The organism is Actinoplanes xinjiangensis (assembly GCF_003148685.1).
In the GTDB taxonomy this organism is placed as follows: Bacteria; Actinomycetota; Actinomycetes; order Mycobacteriales; family Micromonosporaceae; genus Actinoplanes; species Actinoplanes xinjiangensis.
Genome location: NZ_QGGR01000037.1, coordinates 1 through 17,960, shown reverse-complemented (window position 1 = coordinate 17,960; position 17,960 = coordinate 1). Strand labels below are relative to the sequence as shown.

At 71.7% G+C, this 17,960-nt stretch carries 18 protein-coding genes and 2 pseudogenes; 13 read left to right on the top strand and 7 right to left on the bottom strand.

Annotation, left to right across the window (positions count from 1 at the left end; translation table 11 throughout):
* Nucleotides 1-375 precede the first annotated feature (375 nt).
* Both BC793_RS43270 and BC793_RS43265 read right to left on the bottom strand, forming a co-directional pair.
* Nucleotides 376-890 (bottom strand): annotated as a pseudogene (locus tag BC793_RS43270) (PH domain-containing protein).
* 9 nt (nt 891-899) lie between these two features.
* On the bottom strand, nt 900-1,142 hold the full coding sequence (locus tag BC793_RS43265; RefSeq protein WP_109602457.1) for a hypothetical protein: 243 nt from the start codon (nt 1,140-1,142) through the stop codon (nt 900-902).
* A gap of 344 nt (nt 1,143-1,486) precedes the next feature.
* On the opposite strand from BC793_RS43265, the pseudogene BC793_RS43260 reads away from it, so the two are divergent.
* From BC793_RS43260 to BC793_RS43230, 7 genes and pseudogenes are all read left to right on the top strand, one after another.
* Nucleotides 1,487-2,587 (top strand): annotated as a pseudogene (locus tag BC793_RS43260) (AAA family ATPase); the annotation flags it as partial.
* A gap of 277 nt (nt 2,588-2,864) precedes the next feature.
* Nucleotides 2,865-3,878 (top strand): DUF58 domain-containing protein, encoded by a 1,014-nt coding sequence (locus BC793_RS43255; RefSeq protein ID WP_109602455.1) that lies wholly within the window; start codon nt 2,865-2,867, stop codon nt 3,876-3,878.
* Complete coding sequence (locus BC793_RS43250) at nt 3,875-4,825, top strand: 26S proteasome regulatory subunit RPN10 (RefSeq protein ID WP_109602454.1); 951 nt, start codon at nt 3,875-3,877, stop codon at nt 4,823-4,825. The genes BC793_RS43255 and BC793_RS43250 overlap by 4 nt, the downstream gene beginning before the upstream one ends.
* Nucleotides 4,826-5,303: 478 nt before the next feature.
* Nucleotides 5,304-6,008, top strand: coding sequence for a 3-oxoacyl-ACP reductase FabG (gene fabG / locus BC793_RS43245; protein WP_109602453.1), 705 nt, complete (start codon nt 5,304-5,306; stop codon nt 6,006-6,008).
* Between the two features lie 33 nt (nt 6,009-6,041).
* Nucleotides 6,042-6,809 carry an enoyl-ACP reductase FabI gene (gene fabI, locus BC793_RS43240; RefSeq protein ID WP_109602452.1) on the top strand — a complete coding sequence of 256 codons (768 nt, stop codon included), beginning with the start codon at nt 6,042-6,044 and terminating at the stop codon, nt 6,807-6,809.
* A gap of 20 nt (nt 6,810-6,829) precedes the next feature.
* Nucleotides 6,830-7,858: a ferrochelatase gene (locus tag BC793_RS43235; protein ID WP_109602451.1), complete on the top strand. Its 1,029-nt coding sequence runs from the start codon at nt 6,830-6,832 to the stop codon at nt 7,856-7,858.
* Complete coding sequence (locus BC793_RS43230) at nt 7,801-8,637, top strand: HAD-IIA family hydrolase (protein WP_373871313.1); 837 nt, start codon at nt 7,801-7,803, stop codon at nt 8,635-8,637. Before BC793_RS43235 ends, BC793_RS43230 begins: the two co-directional genes overlap by 58 nt.
* Here the strand turns inward: BC793_RS43230 and BC793_RS43225 are convergent.
* Nucleotides 8,603-9,088 (bottom strand): signal peptidase I, encoded by a 486-nt coding sequence (locus tag BC793_RS43225; protein WP_109602449.1) that lies wholly within the window; start codon nt 9,086-9,088, stop codon nt 8,603-8,605. The two genes, BC793_RS43230 and BC793_RS43225, sit on opposite strands and share 35 nt — an antisense overlap.
* An 82-nt stretch (nt 9,089-9,170) precedes the next feature.
* Between BC793_RS43225 and BC793_RS43220 the strand changes: the two genes are divergently transcribed.
* Both BC793_RS43220 and BC793_RS43215 read left to right on the top strand, forming a co-directional pair.
* On the top strand, nt 9,171-9,656 hold the full coding sequence (locus tag BC793_RS43220; protein WP_239170649.1) for an NUDIX domain-containing protein: 486 nt from the start codon (nt 9,171-9,173) through the stop codon (nt 9,654-9,656).
* Nucleotides 9,653-10,060: an NUDIX hydrolase gene (locus BC793_RS43215; RefSeq protein ID WP_109602448.1), complete on the top strand. Its 408-nt coding sequence runs from the start codon at nt 9,653-9,655 to the stop codon at nt 10,058-10,060. The genes BC793_RS43220 and BC793_RS43215 overlap by 4 nt, the downstream gene beginning before the upstream one ends.
* Before the next feature lie 541 nt (nt 10,061-10,601).
* Here BC793_RS43215 and BC793_RS43210 read toward each other — a convergent pair.
* Entirely contained in the window at nt 10,602-11,105 is a 504-nt protein-coding gene (locus tag BC793_RS43210) for an NUDIX domain-containing protein (protein WP_203896601.1), read from the bottom strand.
* Nucleotides 11,102-11,884, bottom strand: a complete 783-nt coding sequence (locus BC793_RS43205) for a hypothetical protein (RefSeq protein WP_109602447.1) — start codon at nt 11,882-11,884, stop codon at nt 11,102-11,104. Before BC793_RS43205 ends, BC793_RS43210 begins: the two co-directional genes overlap by 4 nt.
* 89 nt (nt 11,885-11,973) lie before the next feature.
* On the opposite strand from BC793_RS43205, the gene BC793_RS43200 reads away from it, so the two are divergent.
* Nucleotides 11,974-12,780, top strand: a complete 807-nt coding sequence (locus tag BC793_RS43200) for a DUF3097 domain-containing protein (RefSeq protein WP_109602446.1) — start codon at nt 11,974-11,976, stop codon at nt 12,778-12,780.
* Here the strand turns inward: BC793_RS43200 and pdxR are convergent.
* The gene (pdxR, locus tag BC793_RS43195; RefSeq protein WP_275416306.1) at nt 12,761-14,119 is read right to left on the bottom strand and encodes a MocR-like pyridoxine biosynthesis transcription factor PdxR; all 1,359 of its coding nucleotides are present in this window, start codon (nt 14,117-14,119) and stop codon (nt 12,761-12,763) included. The genes BC793_RS43200 and pdxR overlap by 20 nt on opposite strands.
* A 132-nt stretch (nt 14,120-14,251) precedes the next feature.
* On the opposite strand from pdxR, the gene BC793_RS43185 reads away from it, so the two are divergent.
* Nucleotides 14,252-15,346, top strand: coding sequence for a DMT family transporter (locus tag BC793_RS43185; protein WP_249037419.1), 1,095 nt, complete (start codon nt 14,252-14,254; stop codon nt 15,344-15,346).
* A gap of 332 nt (nt 15,347-15,678) precedes the next feature.
* On the opposite strand, the gene BC793_RS43180 is transcribed toward BC793_RS43185, so the two are convergent.
* Nucleotides 15,679-16,983 carry a serine hydrolase domain-containing protein gene (locus BC793_RS43180; RefSeq protein WP_109602444.1) on the bottom strand — a complete coding sequence of 435 codons (1,305 nt, stop codon included), beginning with the start codon at nt 16,981-16,983 and terminating at the stop codon, nt 15,679-15,681.
* Between the two features lie 73 nt (nt 16,984-17,056).
* Here BC793_RS43180 and BC793_RS43175 point away from each other — a divergent pair, with 73 nt between their 5' ends.
* On the top strand, nt 17,057-17,506 hold the full coding sequence (locus BC793_RS43175; protein WP_109602443.1) for an NfeD family protein: 450 nt from the start codon (nt 17,057-17,059) through the stop codon (nt 17,504-17,506).
* A gap of 11 nt (nt 17,507-17,517) precedes the next feature.
* Nucleotides 17,518-17,960 (top strand): SPFH domain-containing protein (locus BC793_RS43170; protein ID WP_146246732.1); only part of this gene is annotated, 443 nt, incomplete at its 3' end.

Here is a 17,960-nt window from a genome sequence, read left to right as displayed (position 1 = left end):
GCCGCGCCTCACGGTCGGCCCCTCGCCCCCCTGCCGCGCCGGGCGTCTCCCCAGCCGGAAAACCCTCATCCGGTACGGACCACGCGCCCCCGCCGCCCGCAAGAGGCTGACCCGCGCCCCCGCCGCCCGCAAGAGGCTGACCCGCGCCCCCGCCGCCCGCAAGAGGCTGACCCGCGCCCCCGCCGCCTGTAAGAGGCGGAGCCGCGCTCCCGCTGCCTGTAAGAGGCTGACTCGCGCTCCCGCTGCCGGTCAGAGGCGGACCCGTGCTCCCGGCCCCATTCGGGAGGCCGGTGACGGCGGGAAGGCCGGGATGCGGAGCGGCCGGGTCGGGCCCGCCGGGGGTGGCCTGCGGGGGGTGCGGAACTCCGGCGCCGGTCACAGGCCCTCGGCCCGGTCCTCGCCGAGGGCGGTCAGCCGGTCGCGGAGCCGGGACGCCTCGTCCGGCGGCAGGCCGGGCACCCGCGCGTTGCTGGCCGCGGCGGCGGTGTGCAACTGGACGGTGGCGAGCCCGAACGCGCGCTCCAGCGGTCCGGCGGTGACGTCGACATACTGCATCCGCGCATACGGCACGATGGACAGGTGCCGGACCAGCAGCCCGTGCCGGACGAGCAGGTCCTTGTCGCGCTCGGCGTAGCCCCAGGCCCGGACGGCACGGGCGGCGATGACGGCCCGCCACACGGCCAGGACCAGCACCGCGCCCATCCCGAAGAGCCTGGCGCCCCGCCGACGATCAGGTAGCCGGTGAGGAGACCGCCGAGCAGCACGACGGTCCAGACGGTGATGCCGATGAGATGGACGACGATGAGCCGGCTGGAGACCGGGCGCCAGGCGACGGTGCCGGGCCACGGCTCAAGGGCATCGACGACGGTGGGCACGGACGGCTCGGTCACAACTAGAGCCTAGGAGACGATCGCACCGTCCGACGAGGCGAAGGGAGTCACCTCACGCAGGAATCCGCGCGCGTCGAGGAACGAACCGAGGGTGGTGCGGTGATCACCGCAGGCCAGCCACGTTTTCCGCCGCTCCGGCGTGTGGATCTTCGGATTGTTCCAGAGGAGCTGCCACTCGGCGCCCGCCCGGCAGCCCTTGGCAGAGCATTGCGGAGCGATCTGCGCGGAATTCTCAGCGGGGCCCTCGACCATGCCGTAACCCTACGGCCGGGAGGAGAAGTTTGAGCGCCGGGCGGCCACGGGGGAAGCCGCCCGGCGACGATGCAAATGCTACACGCTTGCCGAGGTCGCGTGAGTACCCGGTGACGGTGCCCGATCCGGCGGATCGCGCAGAAAGATCCACACCTTCGGCCCATGGTGGTCTGGGCTGCGAAGACATCCGCGATCCGACGATGATGACGACACGGGTCCCTATGCTGCCGTGCGTACGGACGTGATGTTCTTAGGAACCTCTCAGTCGTGTGCTGTTGTCTGTCGTGTAAGTCTTGACCGTCGCCGTCGAATAGCCGGCGCATCTCGACCGTTGTGGAGGACCGGTGGCGCAGCCGAGCACGCCCGATACCGAGACCAGCGCCGACGCCGGCGTGCCGGTGCCGCCCGCGCAGGACGCGTCGCAGCTCGAGCGGGCCATGTTCGAGGTCAAGCGGGTCATCGTGGGCCAGGACCGGATGGTCGAGCGGATGTTCGTGGCGCTGCTGGCCCGCGGGCACTGCCTGCTGGAGGGCGTGCCCGGCGTGGCGAAGACGCTCGCGGTGGAGACCCTGGCCAAGGTGGTCGGCGGCACGTTCTCCCGGGTGCAGTTCACGCCGGACCTGGTGCCCTCGGACATCGTCGGCACCCGGATCTACCGGCAGTCGAGCGAGCAGTTCGACGTCGAGCTGGGCCCGGTGTTCGTCAACTTCCTGCTGGCCGACGAGATCAACCGTGCCCCGGCGAAGGTGCAGTCGGCGCTGCTGGAGGTGATGGCCGAGCACCAGGTGTCGATCGGCGGCAAGAGCTACGACGTGCCCGACCCGTTCCTGGTGATGGCCACCCAGAACCCGATCGAGCAGGAGGGTGTCTACCCGCTGCCCGAGGCCCAGCGTGACCGGTTCCTGATGAAGATCCTGGTCGGCTATCCGACCGACGCCGAGGAGCGGGAGATCGTCTACCGGATGGGGGTGAGCGCCCCCGAGCCGAAGCAGATCTTCACCCCGGCCGACCTGCTGGCCCTCCAGCGCCGGGCCGACCAGGTGTTCGTCCACAACGCGCTGGTCGACTACACGGTCCGGCTGGTGCTGGCCACCCGTGCCCCGGCGCAGCACGGCATGCCCGACGTGGCCCAGCTCATCCAGTACGGCGCGAGTCCCCGCGCCTCGCTCGGCATCGTCCGGGCGACCCGTGCCCTGGCCCTGCTGCGCGGCCGTGACTACGCGCTGCCGCAGGACGTGCAGGACATCGCGCCGGACATCCTGCGGCACCGCCTCGTCCTCAGCTACGACGCGCTGGCCGACGACATCCCGGCCGACCACATCGTGGCCCGCATCATGCAGATGGTCCCGCCGCCGCAGGTGTCGTCGCGTCAGGGCTCGCCGAACGGCCAGGGCGCCCCGCCCGCCACGTTCGGTCAGCCCGGTCAGCCGGGCCAGCCGGGTCAGCCGATGTTCGGCCAGCCGGGCCAGCCGGTGCCGGCGCTTCCCGGCCCGCTGACCCCGGTCGCCTCCGGCCAGCCATCCACCACGCAGTTCGTCGCGGGCCCGGCCGGCGTCGGCGGCCCCGCGGGAATGGGCGGACCTGCCGGAGCCGCGGGCCCCGGCGGCCCGTCCGGGGTGCAGCCCACCAGCGGCGTGCCGGCCGCGACCTTCGACAGCCGGCCGCCGCAGCCGGGCGGCAACGGCAACTGGCCGAGCCGGTCATGACCCCGCCGAGCCGCTCATGACGCCGCCGGGCGCCGCGATACCCGTCGCCCCGGAGGAGGCGGCCCGCGCCGAGGCCGTCCTCGGCCGGTTGCAGCTGCTCGTCACGCGCAAGCTGGACGGCCTGCTCCAAGGCGACTACGCGGGCCTGCTGCCGGGGCCCGGCACCGAGGCCGGCGAGTCCCGGGAGTACCGGCCGGGCGACGACGTGCGCCGGATGGACTGGCCGGTGACGGCCCGCACCACGATGCCGCACGTGCGCCGGACGGTCGCCGACCGGGAGCTGGAGACGTGGCTGGCGGTGGACCTGTCGGCGAGTCTGGACTTCGGCACCGCCAAATGGCTGAAACGGGACCTGGTGCTCGCGGCGGCCACGGCCATGGCACATCTCACCGTCCGGGGCGGCAACCGGATCGGCGCCGTGGTGGGCACCGGGTCCGGCGTACCGGCGAAGGGGCCCGGCGGGAGCTGGTGGCGCCGGAAGGCGGCCGCGAACCCCGAGCCGGCGCCCTCGGCCCCGGTGCTGCGCCTGCCGGCGCGGCCCGGCCGCAAGGAGGCGCAGGGCCTGCTGCGGGCAATCGCCGGGACGACGATCCGGCCGGGCCGGGCCGACCTCGGCGAGCTGATCGACATGCTGAACCGGCCACCCCGCAGGCGCGGTGTGGCCGTGGTGATCTCCGACTTCCTGGCGCCGCTGGACGGCTGGGCCCGGCCGGTGCGGAAGCTGGGGGTCCGCCACGACGTGCTGGCCATCGAGGTGGTCGACCCACGTGAGCTGGAGCTTCCGGACGTCGGGGTGCTGACCCTGGCCGACCCGGAGTCCGGCGAGCTGCACGAGGTGCAGACGTCGGACGCGAAACTGCGCCACCGGTACGCCGAGGCCGCCGGGGAGCAGCGCGCCGGGATCGCCCGCGCGCTGCGTGCGGCCGGCGCCAGCCACCTGCGGCTGCGCACCGACACCGACTGGCTGCTCGACATGGTCCGCTTCGTGGCCGCTTCGCGCCACGCCCGTACCCGAGGGACCACACGATGATCCGTTTCCTGGAGCCGTGGTGGCTGCTGACCCTGCTACCGGTCCTGGCGATGGCCGGGGCGTATGTCTGGCGGCAGTTCCGTAAGCGGCAGTACGCGATGCGGTTCACGAACGTCGACCTGCTGCGCACCCTGGCGCCGAAGGGCCTGGGCTGGCGGCGGCACGTGTCGGCGGCCGCGTTCCTGCTGATGCTGGGCGCGCTGGCGACGGCGACCGCCCGCCCGTCGGTCGACACCGAGGAGCCGCTGGAACGGGCGACCGTGATGCTCGCCATCGACGTGTCGCTGTCGATGCAGGCGGAGGACGTGGAGCCGAGCCGGATCGAGGCGGCGCAGGAGGCGGCGAAGGCGTTCGTGAGCGAGCTGCCGCCCACCTACAACCTGGGGCTGGTCTCGTTCGCGAAGGCGGCGAACGTGCTCGTCGCGCCGACCAAGGACCGGTCCGCGGTGATCTCCGCGATCGACGGTCTGACGCTGGCCGAGGCGACCGCGACCGGTGAGGCGGTGTTCACCTCGCTGGACGCGATCCGGATGGTGCCGTCGGACGGCGCGGACGGTGCCCCGCCGGCCCGGATCGTGCTGCTCTCCGACGGTTACCGCACGTCGGGACGTTCGGTCGAGGACGCGGCGACCGCGGCGGCGCAGGCCAACGTGCCGGTGTCGACGATCGCGTTCGGGACCGACACCGGGGTGGTCGACATCCGCGGCTCGGTGCAGCGGGTGCCGGTGGACCGGCTGTCGCTGCAGGACCTGGCCGAGTCGACGAAGGGCTACTTCTACGAGGCGGCGTCGGTCAGCGAGCTGAAGCAGGTCTACGAGGACATGGGCAGCTCGATCGGGCACCGCACCGAGCCACGCGAGGTGACGCAGTGGTATGCGGCGGTCGGCCTGCTGCTGGGGCTGGCGGGAGCCGCGATGAGTCTGCTCTGGACATCGAGGCTGCCTTGATCGCTGGTCAGGGCGTGTTGTGGGCGAGCACGAAGAGCACGACGACCCACGCCGAGAGCAGGGTGAAACCGAGGGGCGCGACGAAGTTACGCATGGTTGAACCGTCTTCCGCTGGCGACTGAGCAAAGGGCGCTGTGGTCACTCGCGGCCGGAAACCACCGCACGCGGAAAGAGCCGGCACGAAGCCGGTGGGCGTGCGAATGGGAGTCGTCTGGTCAGCGGTCAGAAACGCTGACAAGCGTCCCGGCCACGACTGGGAGGATCGCTATCTCGCACAGCGATCACCTCCGTACGTCGTCGGGCTCGGGAACCGGTTGGGAGCGTACTCCTTAATCGCGACTTAAGAAAATCGGCCCCGCACTGAACGGGGGGTAAGTCGGCGGGCCCGTCCCTCCGGGGTGGTACGCCGGGCCGATAGTCTCGCTCTTCAGGGCCCCTGTGACCCTGCGTGAGTGAAGCCTGTCGAATGGAGTGTGTTGTGGCTCGCACCGTTCTGGTGACCGGAGGAAACCGCGGTATCGGCCTGGCCATCGCCCAGGCTTTCGCGAAGCAGGGCGACCGGGTGGCCGTCACCCATCGTGGTTCCGGGGCGCCGGAGGGCCTGTTCGGTGTGCAGTGCGACATCACCGACTCGGCCGCGGTCGACGCCGCGTTCACCACCGTCGAGAACGAGCTCGGCCCGGTCGAGGTGGTCGTCGCGAACGCCGGGATCACCGACGACACGCTGCTCCTGCGGATGAGCGAGGAGCAGTTCGAGCGGGTCATCGACACCAACCTGACCGGCGCGTTCCGGGTGGCGAAGCGGGCCAGTGCGAAGATGCTGCGGGCCAGATGGGGCCGGATCATCTTCATCTCGTCGGTCGTCGGCCTGTACGGCGGACCCGGCCAGGTGAACTACGCGGCGAGCAAGGCCGGCCTGGTCGGCATGGCCCGTAGCATCACGCGTGAGCTGGGCAGCCGCAACATCACGGCGAACGTGGTGGCGCCCGGTTTCATCGAGACGGAGATGACCGCCGTCCTCCCGGACGCCCGCAAGGCCGAGATCATCAAAGCCGTCCCGGCCGGGCGTCTCGCCGCCACCGACGAGGTCGCCGCGGCGGTCACCTTCCTGGCAAGCGACAGCGCGGCCTACATCTCGGGCGCCGTGCTGCCGGTCGACGGTGGGCTCGGAATGGGCCACTGAAGTCCCGGGAAACTTTTTCAGGAGAGAAACAACGTGTCTGGATTGCTGGCCGGAAAACGGCTGCTCATCTCGGGTGTCATCACCGACGCCTCGATCGCCTTCTCGGCGGCGAAGATCGCCCAGGAGCAGGGGGCGACGGTCGTGCTGACCGGTTTCGGCCGCCTGTCCCTGGTGGAGCGGATCGCCAAGCGGCTGCCGGAGACGGCGCCGGTCATCGAACTGGACGTGACCAACGAGGAGCACCTCGCCGGGCTGGCCGACAAGGTCCGCGAGCACGTCGACGGGCTGGACGGCGTGGTCCACTCGATCGGCTTCGCCCCGCAGTCCTGCCTCGGCGGCGGGTTCATGGACGCGCCGTGGGAGGACGTCGCCACCGCGCTGCAGGTGTCGACCTTCTCGTACAAGTCGCTGGCCAAGGCCGCCCTGCCGTTGATGTCGCCGGGCGGCAGCATCGTCGGCCTGACCTTCGACGCGACCAAGGCGTGGCCGGTCTACGACTGGATGGGCGTGGCCAAGGCCGGCTTCGAGTCGGCGTCCCGCTACCTCGCCCTGCACCTGGGCAAGCAGGGGATCCGCAGCAACCTGGTGGCGGCCGGCCCGCTGCGGACCATGGCCGCCAAGTCGATCCCCGGCTTCGAGCAGTTCGAGGACGCGTGGGCGGAGCGGGCTCCGCTGGGCTGGGATCTGTACGACACCGCCGCCGCCGGCAAGGCGATCTGCGCCCTGCTGTCGGACTGGTTCCCGGCGACCACTGGTGAGGTTGTACACGTTGACGGGGGTTACCACGCGATCGGTGCCTGACACGGTGGCAGGATGGGCGAGTGGTTTACGACGCGTTCGTCCTGCTCTCCTTCGGCGGCCCCGAGAAACCTGATGACGTGATGCCGTTCCTACGGAACGTGGTCCGTGGGCGTGGTGTACCGGATGAGCGCCTCGCCGAAGTGGCTGAGCACTACATGCACTTCGGCGGGGTGTCCCCGATCAACCAGCAGTGCCGTGATCTGCTCGCCGCGATCGACACCGAATTCGCGGAACACGGCGTCGGCCTGCCCACGTACTGGGGCAATCGCAACTGGCATCCGATGCTCGCCGACACCCTGGCGCAGATGCGCGACGACGGCGTCGAGAATGCACTCGGCTTCGCCACCAGCGCGTACGGCGGCTATTCCTCCTGCAAGCAGTATTGGGAGGACATCGCCGCGGCCCGGGCGCACGTCGGCCCCGGGGCCCCGAGGATCGCCAAGCTGCGGCAGTTCCACGACGATCCCGGTTTCGTCGGGCCGCACACCGAGGCGGTGACCGCGGCACTGACCCGGCTGGATCCGGCCCGCCGCGCCACCACCAGGCTGGTCTTCACCGCGCACTCCATCCCGGTGACCATGGCCGAGACGGCCGGCCCCACCGGTGGCCGCTACAACGCCCAGCTGGAGGAGACCGCGCGCCTGGTCCACGCGACCGCCGCCGCGGACCTGCCCTATGACCTGGTCTGGCAGAGCCGTTCCGGCCCGCCGCAGGTGCCGTGGCTCGAGCCGGACATCAACGATCACCTGGAGGCGCTCGCCGCCAAGGGGGTGACCGACGTGGTGGTCAGTCCGATCGGTTTCGTCTCCGACCACCTCGAGGTCATCTGGGACCTCGACAACGAGGCGAAGGACACCGCGGACCGGCTCGGTCTCGGATACGCCCGGGCCGTGACGCCCGGCGTCCACCCGGATTTCGTGTCGATGATCCGCCGGCTGGTACAGGAGCGGACCGCCGACCGGTCGCGGGAGTCCCTCGGTACGCTCCCGATCTGGGATGTCTGCCCCGCGGACTGCTGCCCCCCACCCGCGCGACGAAAGGCATCCTGATGAAGGAGCGCAAGGCGATCGAGAGCTGGCTCACCGACATGGACGGTGTCCTCGTCCACGAGGGGGAGCCGGTGCCGGGCGCACCCGAGTTCGTCAACCGGATGAAGCAGAGCGGCAAGCCGTTCCTCATCCTGACCAACAACTCCATCTACACGCCGCGTGACCTGCAGGCCCGTCTGTACCGGATGGGCTTCGACGTGGACGAGAACTCGATCTGGACGGCCGCGCTCGCGACCGCGCAGTTCCTCGCCGACCAGCGTCCCGGCGGCACCGCCTACGTGATCGGCGAGGCGGGACTGACCACGGCCATGCACGCGGCCGGCTACATCCTCACCGAGTTCGAGCCGGACTACGTGGTCCTCGGCGAGACCCGCACCTACAGCTTCGAGGCGATCACCAAGGCGATCCGGCTGATCAGTGCGGGGTCCCGGTTCATCTGCACCAACCCGGACGCGACCGGCCCGTCGAACGAGGGCCTGCTCCCGGCCGCGGGTTCGGTCGCCGCGATGATCTCCCAGGCGACCGGCGTGAAGCCGTACTTCGTCGGCAAGCCGAACCCGATGATGATGCGCTCGGCGCTCAACGCGATCGGCGCGCACAGCGAGAGCACCGCGATGATCGGCGACCGGATGGACACCGACGTCCTCTGCGGTCTCGAGGCGGGGCTGGAGACGATCCTGGTGCTGACCGGCATCAGCAGCAAGCTGGAGAGCGAGACGTACCCGTACCGGCCGTCCCGCATCATCAACTCGGTCGCCGACCTGATCGACGAGATCTAGACCACCACCACCCCAGGGTTACGAGCAGGCCCAGCACCGTCAGTGCCACCATCGGATACTCGCCGCGGATCCACCAGAGCACCGGCAGGCCGAGGTACGGCACACGCAGCCGCCACACCCCGGTGACCGTCCCCTTCGGCACCGGGGCCGCGTCGACCACCCGGTTCGCGTCCCCTTTGGTGACCAGCCGGCCGTCGCCGGTGGCCCCGACGATGCGGTGCAGCACGTACCGCCCGGGCCTGCGCGGGTCGTGGAACCGGATCACGTGGCCGGCCCGCATCCGGTTCTCCGGCAGAGGCGAGGTGACGACGACGTCACCCGCCTCGACGACCGGGCTCATCGAACCGGAGATCACCACCGACGACGACCACCCGAACCGTGGCGGGACCGTGCCGCCGGCCAGCAGCACACCGGCCACGGCCAGCATCATCGGCATCGTCGTCCGGCTCACACCTGTCCGGTCGGCGGCCGCCGACCGGTTCTGAGCGGGTCCCGTTCACCGGGCGTCCACGCCGTTGGGATAGCGTTCTGCCGTGCCGTGGGAAGAGTCGTACCTGGGAAGGCTCCGGGCGATCACCGGGAGCGAGCCGGTCCTGCTGACGATGGGGGCGAGGGCGGTGGTCCGCGACCCGGACGGCCGGGTGCTGCTGATCCGGCGCAACGACAACGGCCTCTGGGCGCTGCCGGCCGGCACCATGGAACTCGGCCAGACGGTCCGTGACTGCGCGATCCGGGAGGTGTACGAGGAGACCGGCCTGACCGCGCACGGTGTCACCCCGTTCGCCCTCTACTCCGGCGAGCACCTGCACACCAATGTGTTCGGGGCGACGTACCAGCACGTGTCGCTGGCCGTCCGGGTCGACTCGTGGTCGGGTGAACTGGTCCGGACCACCGACGAGACGCTGGACGCCGGCTTCTTCGACCCCGGCGCGCTGCCCGCGGACCTGTCCGGCTCGGTGCCGGTGACCCTGGACCACCTGGCCCGCTTCGAGGCCGGCGAACCCTTCATGCTCGTATGACCGCCGTGGACGTCGTCGTCGCGGCGGCCTGGGTGCATGTTCGGGACCGGCGGGTCCTCACCGTGCGGGCGGACGGCTCGGACGCGTTCTACCTGCCCGGCGGCAAACCGGAACCGGGGGAGACCGACGCCGAGGCCGCGGCCCGCGAGGTGGCCGAGGAGGTCGGTCTCGCCGTCGATCCCGCCGCCCTCCAGCCGTTCGTCACCATCGACGCGCCCGCCCACAACCGGCCGCCCGGCACCCGCGTGCGGCTGGTGTGCTTCACCGGCGACGCGGACGGCACGCCGGCGGCCGCCGCCGAGATCGCCGAGTTGGGCTGGTTCACCTCATCGGACGCCCACCGCTGCGCCCCCGCGATCCGTCTCCTGCTCGATGAACTGGTCGACGCCGACCTGATCGACTAGCGCGATGCTGACGAGGCCCACCGGGATGACGGGCCTCGCGAAGGCGTCATCCGCGCGAATGCACCTGTAGCCGGCCATCGCTTGCGGCGAAGGGCTCGCCGCTCTCTGAGCCATTTCGTTCTGCCCGCGTCCTTCCGTTCGGCACGGCGCACTGCGTTGACCCGCGCTTGGTTGACCCGCGCTTGGTTGACCCGCGCTTGGTTGACCAGCACTTCGTTGACCCGAGCTTGGTTGGCCCGCGCTTCATTGGCCCGCGCTTCATTGGCCCGGACTTCGTGGGGCCGCGCTTCGTCGGGTTGCGGCCGGGCCTGTGATGCCTACAACGGCGACGAGCGCACACAATCGCGGATCGTGTGCGCTGGGTGGGGTCATGGCGAAGATGGGCGCTCACGTTGTTCGGATCGTGGGCGTTGACCACCGTCATGGCGAGGATGGACGCACACGATCCGCGATTGTGTGCGCTGGGCTGTGTCACAGCACAGGTGGTGCTCACCGCACCGGCGGCCGAACCGTCCGGCGATCCCGTCGACCACCGAGAGAGCTAGCGGCGCTCGGTGAACCAGCGGGTGGCGATCGCGGTGTGGATGCTGAAGCCCAGCTCGGTCGGGCCGTAGAGGACCTCACGGCTCAACGTCTCGTCCTCCACCGGCGGCGGGGGCAGGTGCCCCGTGCTCGGTAGCGCCGGCAGCAACCCGAACACCAGGATCGTTCCGTCGGGGGCACTGATCGTGTCGTAAAGGCGTACCCCCGAGGGGTCCGCCTCGACCCCGGTCTCCTCGAACAGCTCGCGGGCCGTGGCCGCCTGCCACGTCTCACCGACGTCGATGAACCCGCCCGGCAGGGCGAGCCGGCCACGGGCCGGCGCGATGCCGCGCCGCACCGCGAGCAGGCCGTGCCCGACCGGCTGGACCGCGACGGCGACCGGGCTGGGATTGAGGTAACTGGTCTCGCCGCACGCACCGCACCGGCGTGGCCAGGCCTGGCCGGACGGGAACCGGGCGCCACAGAACGTGCAGTGCGCGTAGCGGTCCTGCGCGGACGTCACGGGTGCAGCGGGGAGTTGCAGGCCGCGACCAGCGCCTGACGGCACGCGGCGGTGAGCGGGCGCAGGGCCTCGTCACGCTGCTGGGCCTCGTAGCCGTTGACGGCCCCGCCCGGCGCGTTCGTCCCGGCGAGGGCGAGCACCTGGTCAAGGACGCTGGCGCGGGCGAACAGGCGGCGCGAGCGCGGGTCGAAGCCGGGTGGCAGGGTCTCGGTGCTCTCCGGGCGGCGCAGCGCCTGAAGGGCACCGGCGAGCTCCGGTTTCCACTGGGCCACGTCCAGTTTGGTGAGCCGCGTGGTGGCCTCGCCGAGGGCGGCGGTCAGCTGCGCCTCGGCCTCGGCGGCGCCCATCTGGAACACCGGCCGGTACTCGGGTGCCGGCAGCACCCGCCACAGCACGGTCTCGAACTCCACACCGGAGCCCGACGTGTGCCGCCGCACCTCCGGCACCACCCCGAACGCCGGTGTCATCACGGCCTCGCCGGCCAACAGGGCCGCACCGGTCAGCTCACCCGGGCCGGGCAGGCCCCGGGGATCGCCGGGAACCGGCAGCACCAGCCGGATCTCGTCGGGCCGCAGCTTGGCGAAGATCGGCAGGCCCTGGCTGAGCGGAACGTCCGTCCAGGTGCCGGGGGCGTCGGCGACGAGGTGTTCCTCGTCGGCGGCGATCACGTCGGCCAGCTCGTCGAAGGGGACGAGACCGGCACGCCAGGCACGCACCCAGGTGACGAACCTGGTGGACCGGCGCGCGGTACGGGTGGCCGCATCGGCTGCGGGTGACATGCGAGCAAGGGTACGTGGCGGTGCGGAGACTTGTCTCGGCTCGGAGCGTCACCGAGGGTGTGTCCGAGATCGCGCATACAGTGCGGGGCATGTATGGGGAGGATGTGATGGCGGGCAACTGGCGCCGCCGCAAGGTGATTCCGGAGGTGGCGGCCGAACCGGATCTGGTCGTCGAGGACGCCGACTCCGGGTTCTGCGGTGCCGTGGTCGGGTTCGAACTCGGCGCCGTGGTGCTCGAGGACCGGTTCGGGAAACGCCGTAACTTCCCGCTCACTCCGGCCGCGTTCCTGCTGGACGGTGAGACGGTCACCCTGGTCCGCCCGGCGGCCCGCCCGCAGCCGCGGCAGCGCCGGGTGACCGCGTCCGGGTCGGTCGCCGTCGACAACGTGAAGGCGCAGGTCGCGAAGGCCAGCCGGATCTGGGTCGAGGGCATCCACGACGCCGCGCTCGTCGAACGGATCTGGGGCGACGACCTGCGGATCGAGGGCATCGTCGTGGAGCCGCTCGACGGCATCGACGACCTGGCCGGCGCGGTCGCCGCGTTCCGCCCGAGTGGCCGGCGACGGCTGGGCGTCCTGGTCGACCACCTGGTCCCCGGGTCCAAGGAGAGCCGCATCGTCGCCGCCGTGACCGACCCGAACGTCCTGGTCACCGGGCATCCCTACGTGGACGTCTGGCAGGCGGTCAAGCCCGAACGGGTGGGCCTGCGCGCCTGGCCGGTCATTCCACCGGGCCGGCCGTGGAAGGAGGGCGTCTGCGAGGCGGCCGGCGTCCGTGAGCCGGCCGACATGTGGCGGCGCATCCTCGCCTCGGTCAGCTCCTACCGGGACGTCGAGACCCCGCTGATCAACTCGATGGAACGGCTCATCGACTTCGTCACGGTCCTGGACGACTGAGGGCGCGGCCGATCCGGGCGGCGGCCTCGGCCAGGCGGTCCGGCGGGTGCGCGGCATAGCCGATCACCAGGCCGGGTGGTCCGGGCCGGCGCCGATGCCAGGACAGCGGCTGCACCTGTACGCCGGCCGCCGCGACCCGGCCCGCCAGGACCACGTCGTCAGCCGTGCCCGGCAGCAGGACCAGCACGTGCAGTCCGGCCGCGACGCCGGCGACGCGGGCCTCCGGCAGATGCGCGCGCAATCCGGCGATCAGGGCGTCCCGGCGGGACCGCTGGCGGGTACGGACGGCGCGCAGATGCCGGTCGTGGTCCCCCGAGGACAGCAGCTGCGCCAGGACGAGCTGCGGCAGAGCCGGATTGCCCAGGTCGCTCGCGTGCTTGGCGGCCAGCAGTTCGGCCTGCATGCCGCGGGGCGCGATCAGCCAGCCGGTCCGCATCGCCGGGGCCAGCGACTTCGACACGCTGCCGAGGTACGCGACCCGCTCCGGTGCGGAACCCTGGAGCGCGGCGACCGGCGCCCGGTCGTACCGGTGCTCGGCGTCGTAGTCGTCCTCGATCACCAGGCCGCCGTCCCGGTTCGCCCAGGCGAGCAGCTCCCGCCGCCGCTCCGGGGACAGCACCACCCCGGTCGGGAACTGGTGCGCGGGTGTCAGCAGGGCCGCCCGCACGCCGGTGGCGACCAGCTCCCCGACCCGCATGCCGTGCTCGTCGACGCCGATCCCGGTGGGCCGCATCCCCCAGAACACCATCTGGTCGGTGGCGCCCCGCGACCCCGGGTCCTCGACGGCGAGCGCGTCCACACCCCGGGCCCGCAACACCTGCGCGAGCAGGGCGAGCCCTTGCGCGACACCGGCGGTGACGACCACGTCGTCCGCCTCACACCGCACCCCACGGGTACGCGCCAGCCAGCCCACCAGCTCCGCCCGCAGTCGTGGCGTGCCGCCGGGGTCGCCGTACCGCAGGTCGGCGGCGGTCACCCGGTCGAGGACGGCCCGTTCCGCCCGTAGCCACGCCGCCCGCGGGAAGGCCGACAGGTCCGGCACTCCCGGGGACAGGTCGATGTCGACGCCGTCCGTGGTGGAGATCGGCAGCCGCAGTTCGTCGAGGGCCCGCCGCCGGTCGCCGGCCGGCCGGGGCGCCCGCCGCACCCCGCGGCCGGTGACCACCGTCCCGGAGCCGGTCCGCGCCTCGGCGAGTCCTTCGTCCGCCAGCCGCTGGTAGGCCTGCACCACCACGCCCCGGGACACGCCCAGTTCGCCGGCGAGCAGCCGGGTGGCGGGCAGCCGCGAACCGGGTGACAGCCGCCCGGCGGCCACCGCGGCCCGCAGCCCCTCGGTCAGCCAGGCGGTCAGCCCTTTGGCCGGCGCCTCCTCGGCGCGGAGCTGGAGAAAGTCGGATCCGGAAATTGGTCCACCTCACCGCCGTCGCATTGGCCCTCGATCCGGACCATACTCCGCCCCGAGCATCAGGTCATGAAAGCTCTCCCGGTCCTCGCCGGTGCCGCCGGCATGATCTTCGTGGGCGGCAGCGTCGCCGTCTCCGGTCACCTCGCCGACGCCCCGATGTACACCGTCCAGGCCCTCCGCTACGCCGTGGCCTGCCTGCTGCTCCTGCTCTGGGCCCACCTGACCCGCCGTCGCCCGCCCACCTCGCACGCCACCCGTTCGCCATACCCGGTCCGTCGCCCGCCCACCCCGCACGCCGCCCGTTCGCCATACCCGGTCCGTCGCCCGCCCACCCCGCCCGCCCCCCGTTCGCCCATCCCGCACGCCGCCCGTTCGCCGTCCCCCGTCCGCCGCCCGCCGGTGCTCCGGCCCCGCGGCCGGGAGTGGTGGTGGCTGCTCGGTGTGACCGTCACCGGCCTGGTGATCTTCAACGTGGCGTTGGTGCAGGGCTCCCGGCACGCCGAACCCGCCGTCATCGGCGTGGCCGTGGCGTGCGTCCCGATCCTGCTGGCCGCCGCCGGCCCGGTCCTCGAAGGCCGTCGCCCCGCGGTCCGTGTGCTGACCGCCGCCACCGTGGTGACCGCCGGCGCGATGCTGGTGCAGGGCCTCGGCCGTACCGACGCGACAGGCCTGTTCTGGGCCGCCGTCACGTTCGCCTGCGAGGCCGCGTTCACCCTGCTGGCGGTCCCGGTACTGGGCCGGCACGGCCCGCTCGGCGTCTCCGTGCACGCCACCTGGCTGGGCGCCGCCATGTTCGCCGTGCTCGGCCTGTCCACCGAGGGGCCGGCCGCGGTGACCCGGATCCACCTCGACGACCTGCTTGCCGGCGCCTACCTCGCGGTGCTGGTCACGGCCGTCGCGTTCCTGCTCTGGTACACGTGCGTGGCCCGCCTCGGCACCGGCCGCGCCGGCCTGCTCACCGGCCTCGCGCCGATCGCCGCCGCCGCGACCGGCGTCGCGCTCGGCGGCCCGCTCCCGTCCCCGGCCGTCTGGCTCGGCATAACCACGGTCGCCGCCGGCCTGGCCCTGGGCCTCTCCACCCCCACCCCGCCTATCACCCCCGCACCCACCACCCCCGCACCCCGACCCGGCTGGTCACCACCGCTGTCTCAGCGCCGCTGAGACAGCGGTAGGAGCCAGCCAGGTTCGCGTCTTGGGCCCGCTTGCCGGTCCGTTCAGGTGCGGCTGGTTGTCACCGCTGTCTCAGCGCTGCCGAGACAGCGGTGGGAGCCAGCCGGGTTGGGCGTCTTGGGCCGGTTGCCGGTTCGTGTGGGTGTGGCTGGTCGTCACCGCTGCCTCAACACCACTGAGACAGCGGTGGGAGCCAGCCGGTGAGCGGCGGACCGGCCCGGCGGTCGCGGTGGAGGCCGGGAGTGGGCAGCCACCGCGCGGGGACGCTGCGGGGCGGCGTAGGTGCGGTCGGGGGAGGGGTGGGCCGTACCGTATGCGTTTTCTCAGGCCAGGTGCATGGGGTCGCGGCTGAAGAGGAAGGTGGCGATGTCCAGGCGTTCGGCCGCCCCCTCCGGAGTGCGGAGGATGTGCAGGACCTCGCCCTCGTTGGCGCCGGACAGGCCGCGCCAGCGGTCCGGGGCCTCGCGGGCGTAACGCGTCGGGGCGAACGGTCCCGACATGACCAGGGTGTCGCCGTCGGGGGTGATCGAGTATTCGCGTCCCATCCACCACCAGCGGCCGCAGATCTCGGCGGCCTCGCCCCGCGGCGCGGCCGGTGGGCGCCAGACCGTGACCGGTACGGGCTCGCTGTCTACGGCGGCGGTGAGGGCGTCGAGGCAGACCTGCTGGACGCTGGTGTGGTCGAGGGCGTAGGCGTTGGTGAAGACGACGGCGCCGAGCCGGCTGCCGCGGTGCACCGCCACATGGGCGAGGTAACCGGGCATCGAGCCGCCGTGGCCCACGTAGACGCGCTCGCCGACCCGGAACAGCTGTGGGCCGAGGCCGTGGCCGGCGGTCCACGACTCCAGGTCGCTGATCACCACCGGCGCGCACATCTCGTCGACGGTCTCCCGGGCCAGGACCGCGGGCGCCGGGTCGGCCAGGAACCCCGCCCACTTGGCCATGTCGGTGACCGTCGACCACAGCTGACCGGCCGGGGCCATGGCACCGGTGTCCGGGCGCGGCTCCTCGTGCAGGGCGCCGCTGAGGGCGTGCACGACATAACCGCGGGCGTACGGTTCGACCGGGTGGTAGCTGGTGCGTTTCATGCCGAGCGGGTCGAGGACACGTTTGCCGGCCAGCTCGCTCCACGGCGTGCCGGTCACCCGTTCCAGGACGGCGCCGAGCAGGCCGTAGGCGAGGTTGGAATAGCGGAAGCGGCGGTACGGGGCACCTGCGAGCTTCTCGTAGGTCAACTCGGCCAGCAGCGCGTCCACGTCACCGCCCGGGTGGCGTTCCCACCACCGGCCGTCCGGCTCGCGCTGGAGGCCGGAGACGTGCCCGAGCAGCTGGCGCAGGGTGACACCGCCGATCGGGGTGCCGGGCAGGTGCCGGTAGAGCAGGTCGTCGAGGGCGAAGAATCCCTCGTCACGCAGTTGCATGACCAGCGTCGCGGTGATCGTCTTGGTGACGGAGCCGAGCCGGTACTGAGTCTTCGGGTCCGGGTGCGGTTGCTCGCCGGCGCCCGCGAAGTGCAGGACCACGCGGTCACGGACGACGGCGAGAGCGAGTGACGGCACCCGGCCGGCGGACTGCGCCCGGGCGGCTATCTCATCGATCCGGCGGCAGGTCTCCGGAAGCAACGTCACAGTATGTCCTCTCCTCCTGCGAACTCATGGGTCTAACTGTGCTGCGCGTGCACAGACGTGCCACGATCGGGGAGTGGAAGCCTTGATATGGGTCGTCCTCGCCATAGGTTTGGCCATCGCCGAAGCCTTCACCGTCACGTTCCTCGTCATCTTCTTCGCCGCCGGTGCCCTTGCCGCGGCCGGTGCCGCCGCTCTCGGCGCGGACCTGCTGGTGCAGCTGATCGTCTTCGCGGTCGTCTCCGGCATCTCGGTGGCGGCGTTGCGCCCGGTCATCATGCGGCATTCCCGTCCGGCGGTGGAGACCGGCGAACGGCCGTTCGGCATCGAGGCGATGGCGGGTTCCCTCGGCATCGTGATCGACGAGGTGACCGGCGACCGCGGCATGATCAGGATCGACGGGGAGCTGTGGCAGGCCCGCTCCGCCGATGACCGGGAGACCTTCGCGCCCGGCGACCGTGTCCGGGTCGTCGAGTTGCAGGGCGCGACGCTCCTGGTGTGGCAAGACGACCTGCCCAACCTTTAGGGAGCGACGTCATGGAAGTGGTTCTGGCAATTCTCGGCATCGTGATCGTCATGTTCGCGGTGATCACCCTCGCCAAGTCGGTCCGGATCGTCCCGCAGCAGCGGATGGACGTGGTCGAACGGCTCGGCAAGTACAAGCGGACCCTGTCACCCGGTCTCAATCTGCTGGTGCCGTTCGTCGACGCGGTCCGGACCAAGGTCGACATGCGTGAGCAGGTGGTGTCGTTCCCGCCGCAGCCGGTGATCACCTCGGACAACCTGGTCGTCTCGATCGACACGGTGCTCTACTTCAAGGTCGTCGACCCGGTGCGGGCCACCTACGAGATCTCGCACTTCCTCCAGGCGATCGAGCAGCTGACCGTCACCACGCTGCGCAACGTGATCGGCTCCCTCGATCTGGAACGTGCCCTGACCAGCCGCGATCAGATCAACAAGCACCTGTCCAGCGTGCTCGA

What these genes read in the sequence shown, in the direction of transcription:
- BC793_RS43265 (WP_109602457.1), bottom strand. Translation starts at nt 1,142, where the DNA reads ATGGTCGAGGGCCCCGCTGAGAATTCCGCGCAGATCGCTCCGCAATGC.
- BC793_RS43255 (WP_109602455.1), top strand. Translation starts at nt 2,865, where the DNA reads ATGACGCCGCCGGGCGCCGCGATACCCGTCGCCCCGGAGGAGGCGGCC.
- BC793_RS43250 (WP_109602454.1), top strand. Translation starts at nt 3,875, where the DNA reads ATGATCCGTTTCCTGGAGCCGTGGTGGCTGCTGACCCTGCTACCGGTC.
- BC793_RS43215 (WP_109602448.1), top strand. Translation starts at nt 9,653, where the DNA reads ATGACCGCCGTGGACGTCGTCGTCGCGGCGGCCTGGGTGCATGTTCGG.
- BC793_RS43205 (WP_109602447.1), bottom strand. Translation starts at nt 11,884, where the DNA reads ATGTCACCCGCAGCCGATGCGGCCACCCGTACCGCGCGCCGGTCCACC.
- BC793_RS43200 (WP_109602446.1), top strand. Translation starts at nt 11,974, where the DNA reads ATGTATGGGGAGGATGTGATGGCGGGCAACTGGCGCCGCCGCAAGGTG.
- BC793_RS43185 (WP_249037419.1), top strand. Translation starts at nt 14,252, where the DNA reads ATGAAAGCTCTCCCGGTCCTCGCCGGTGCCGCCGGCATGATCTTCGTG.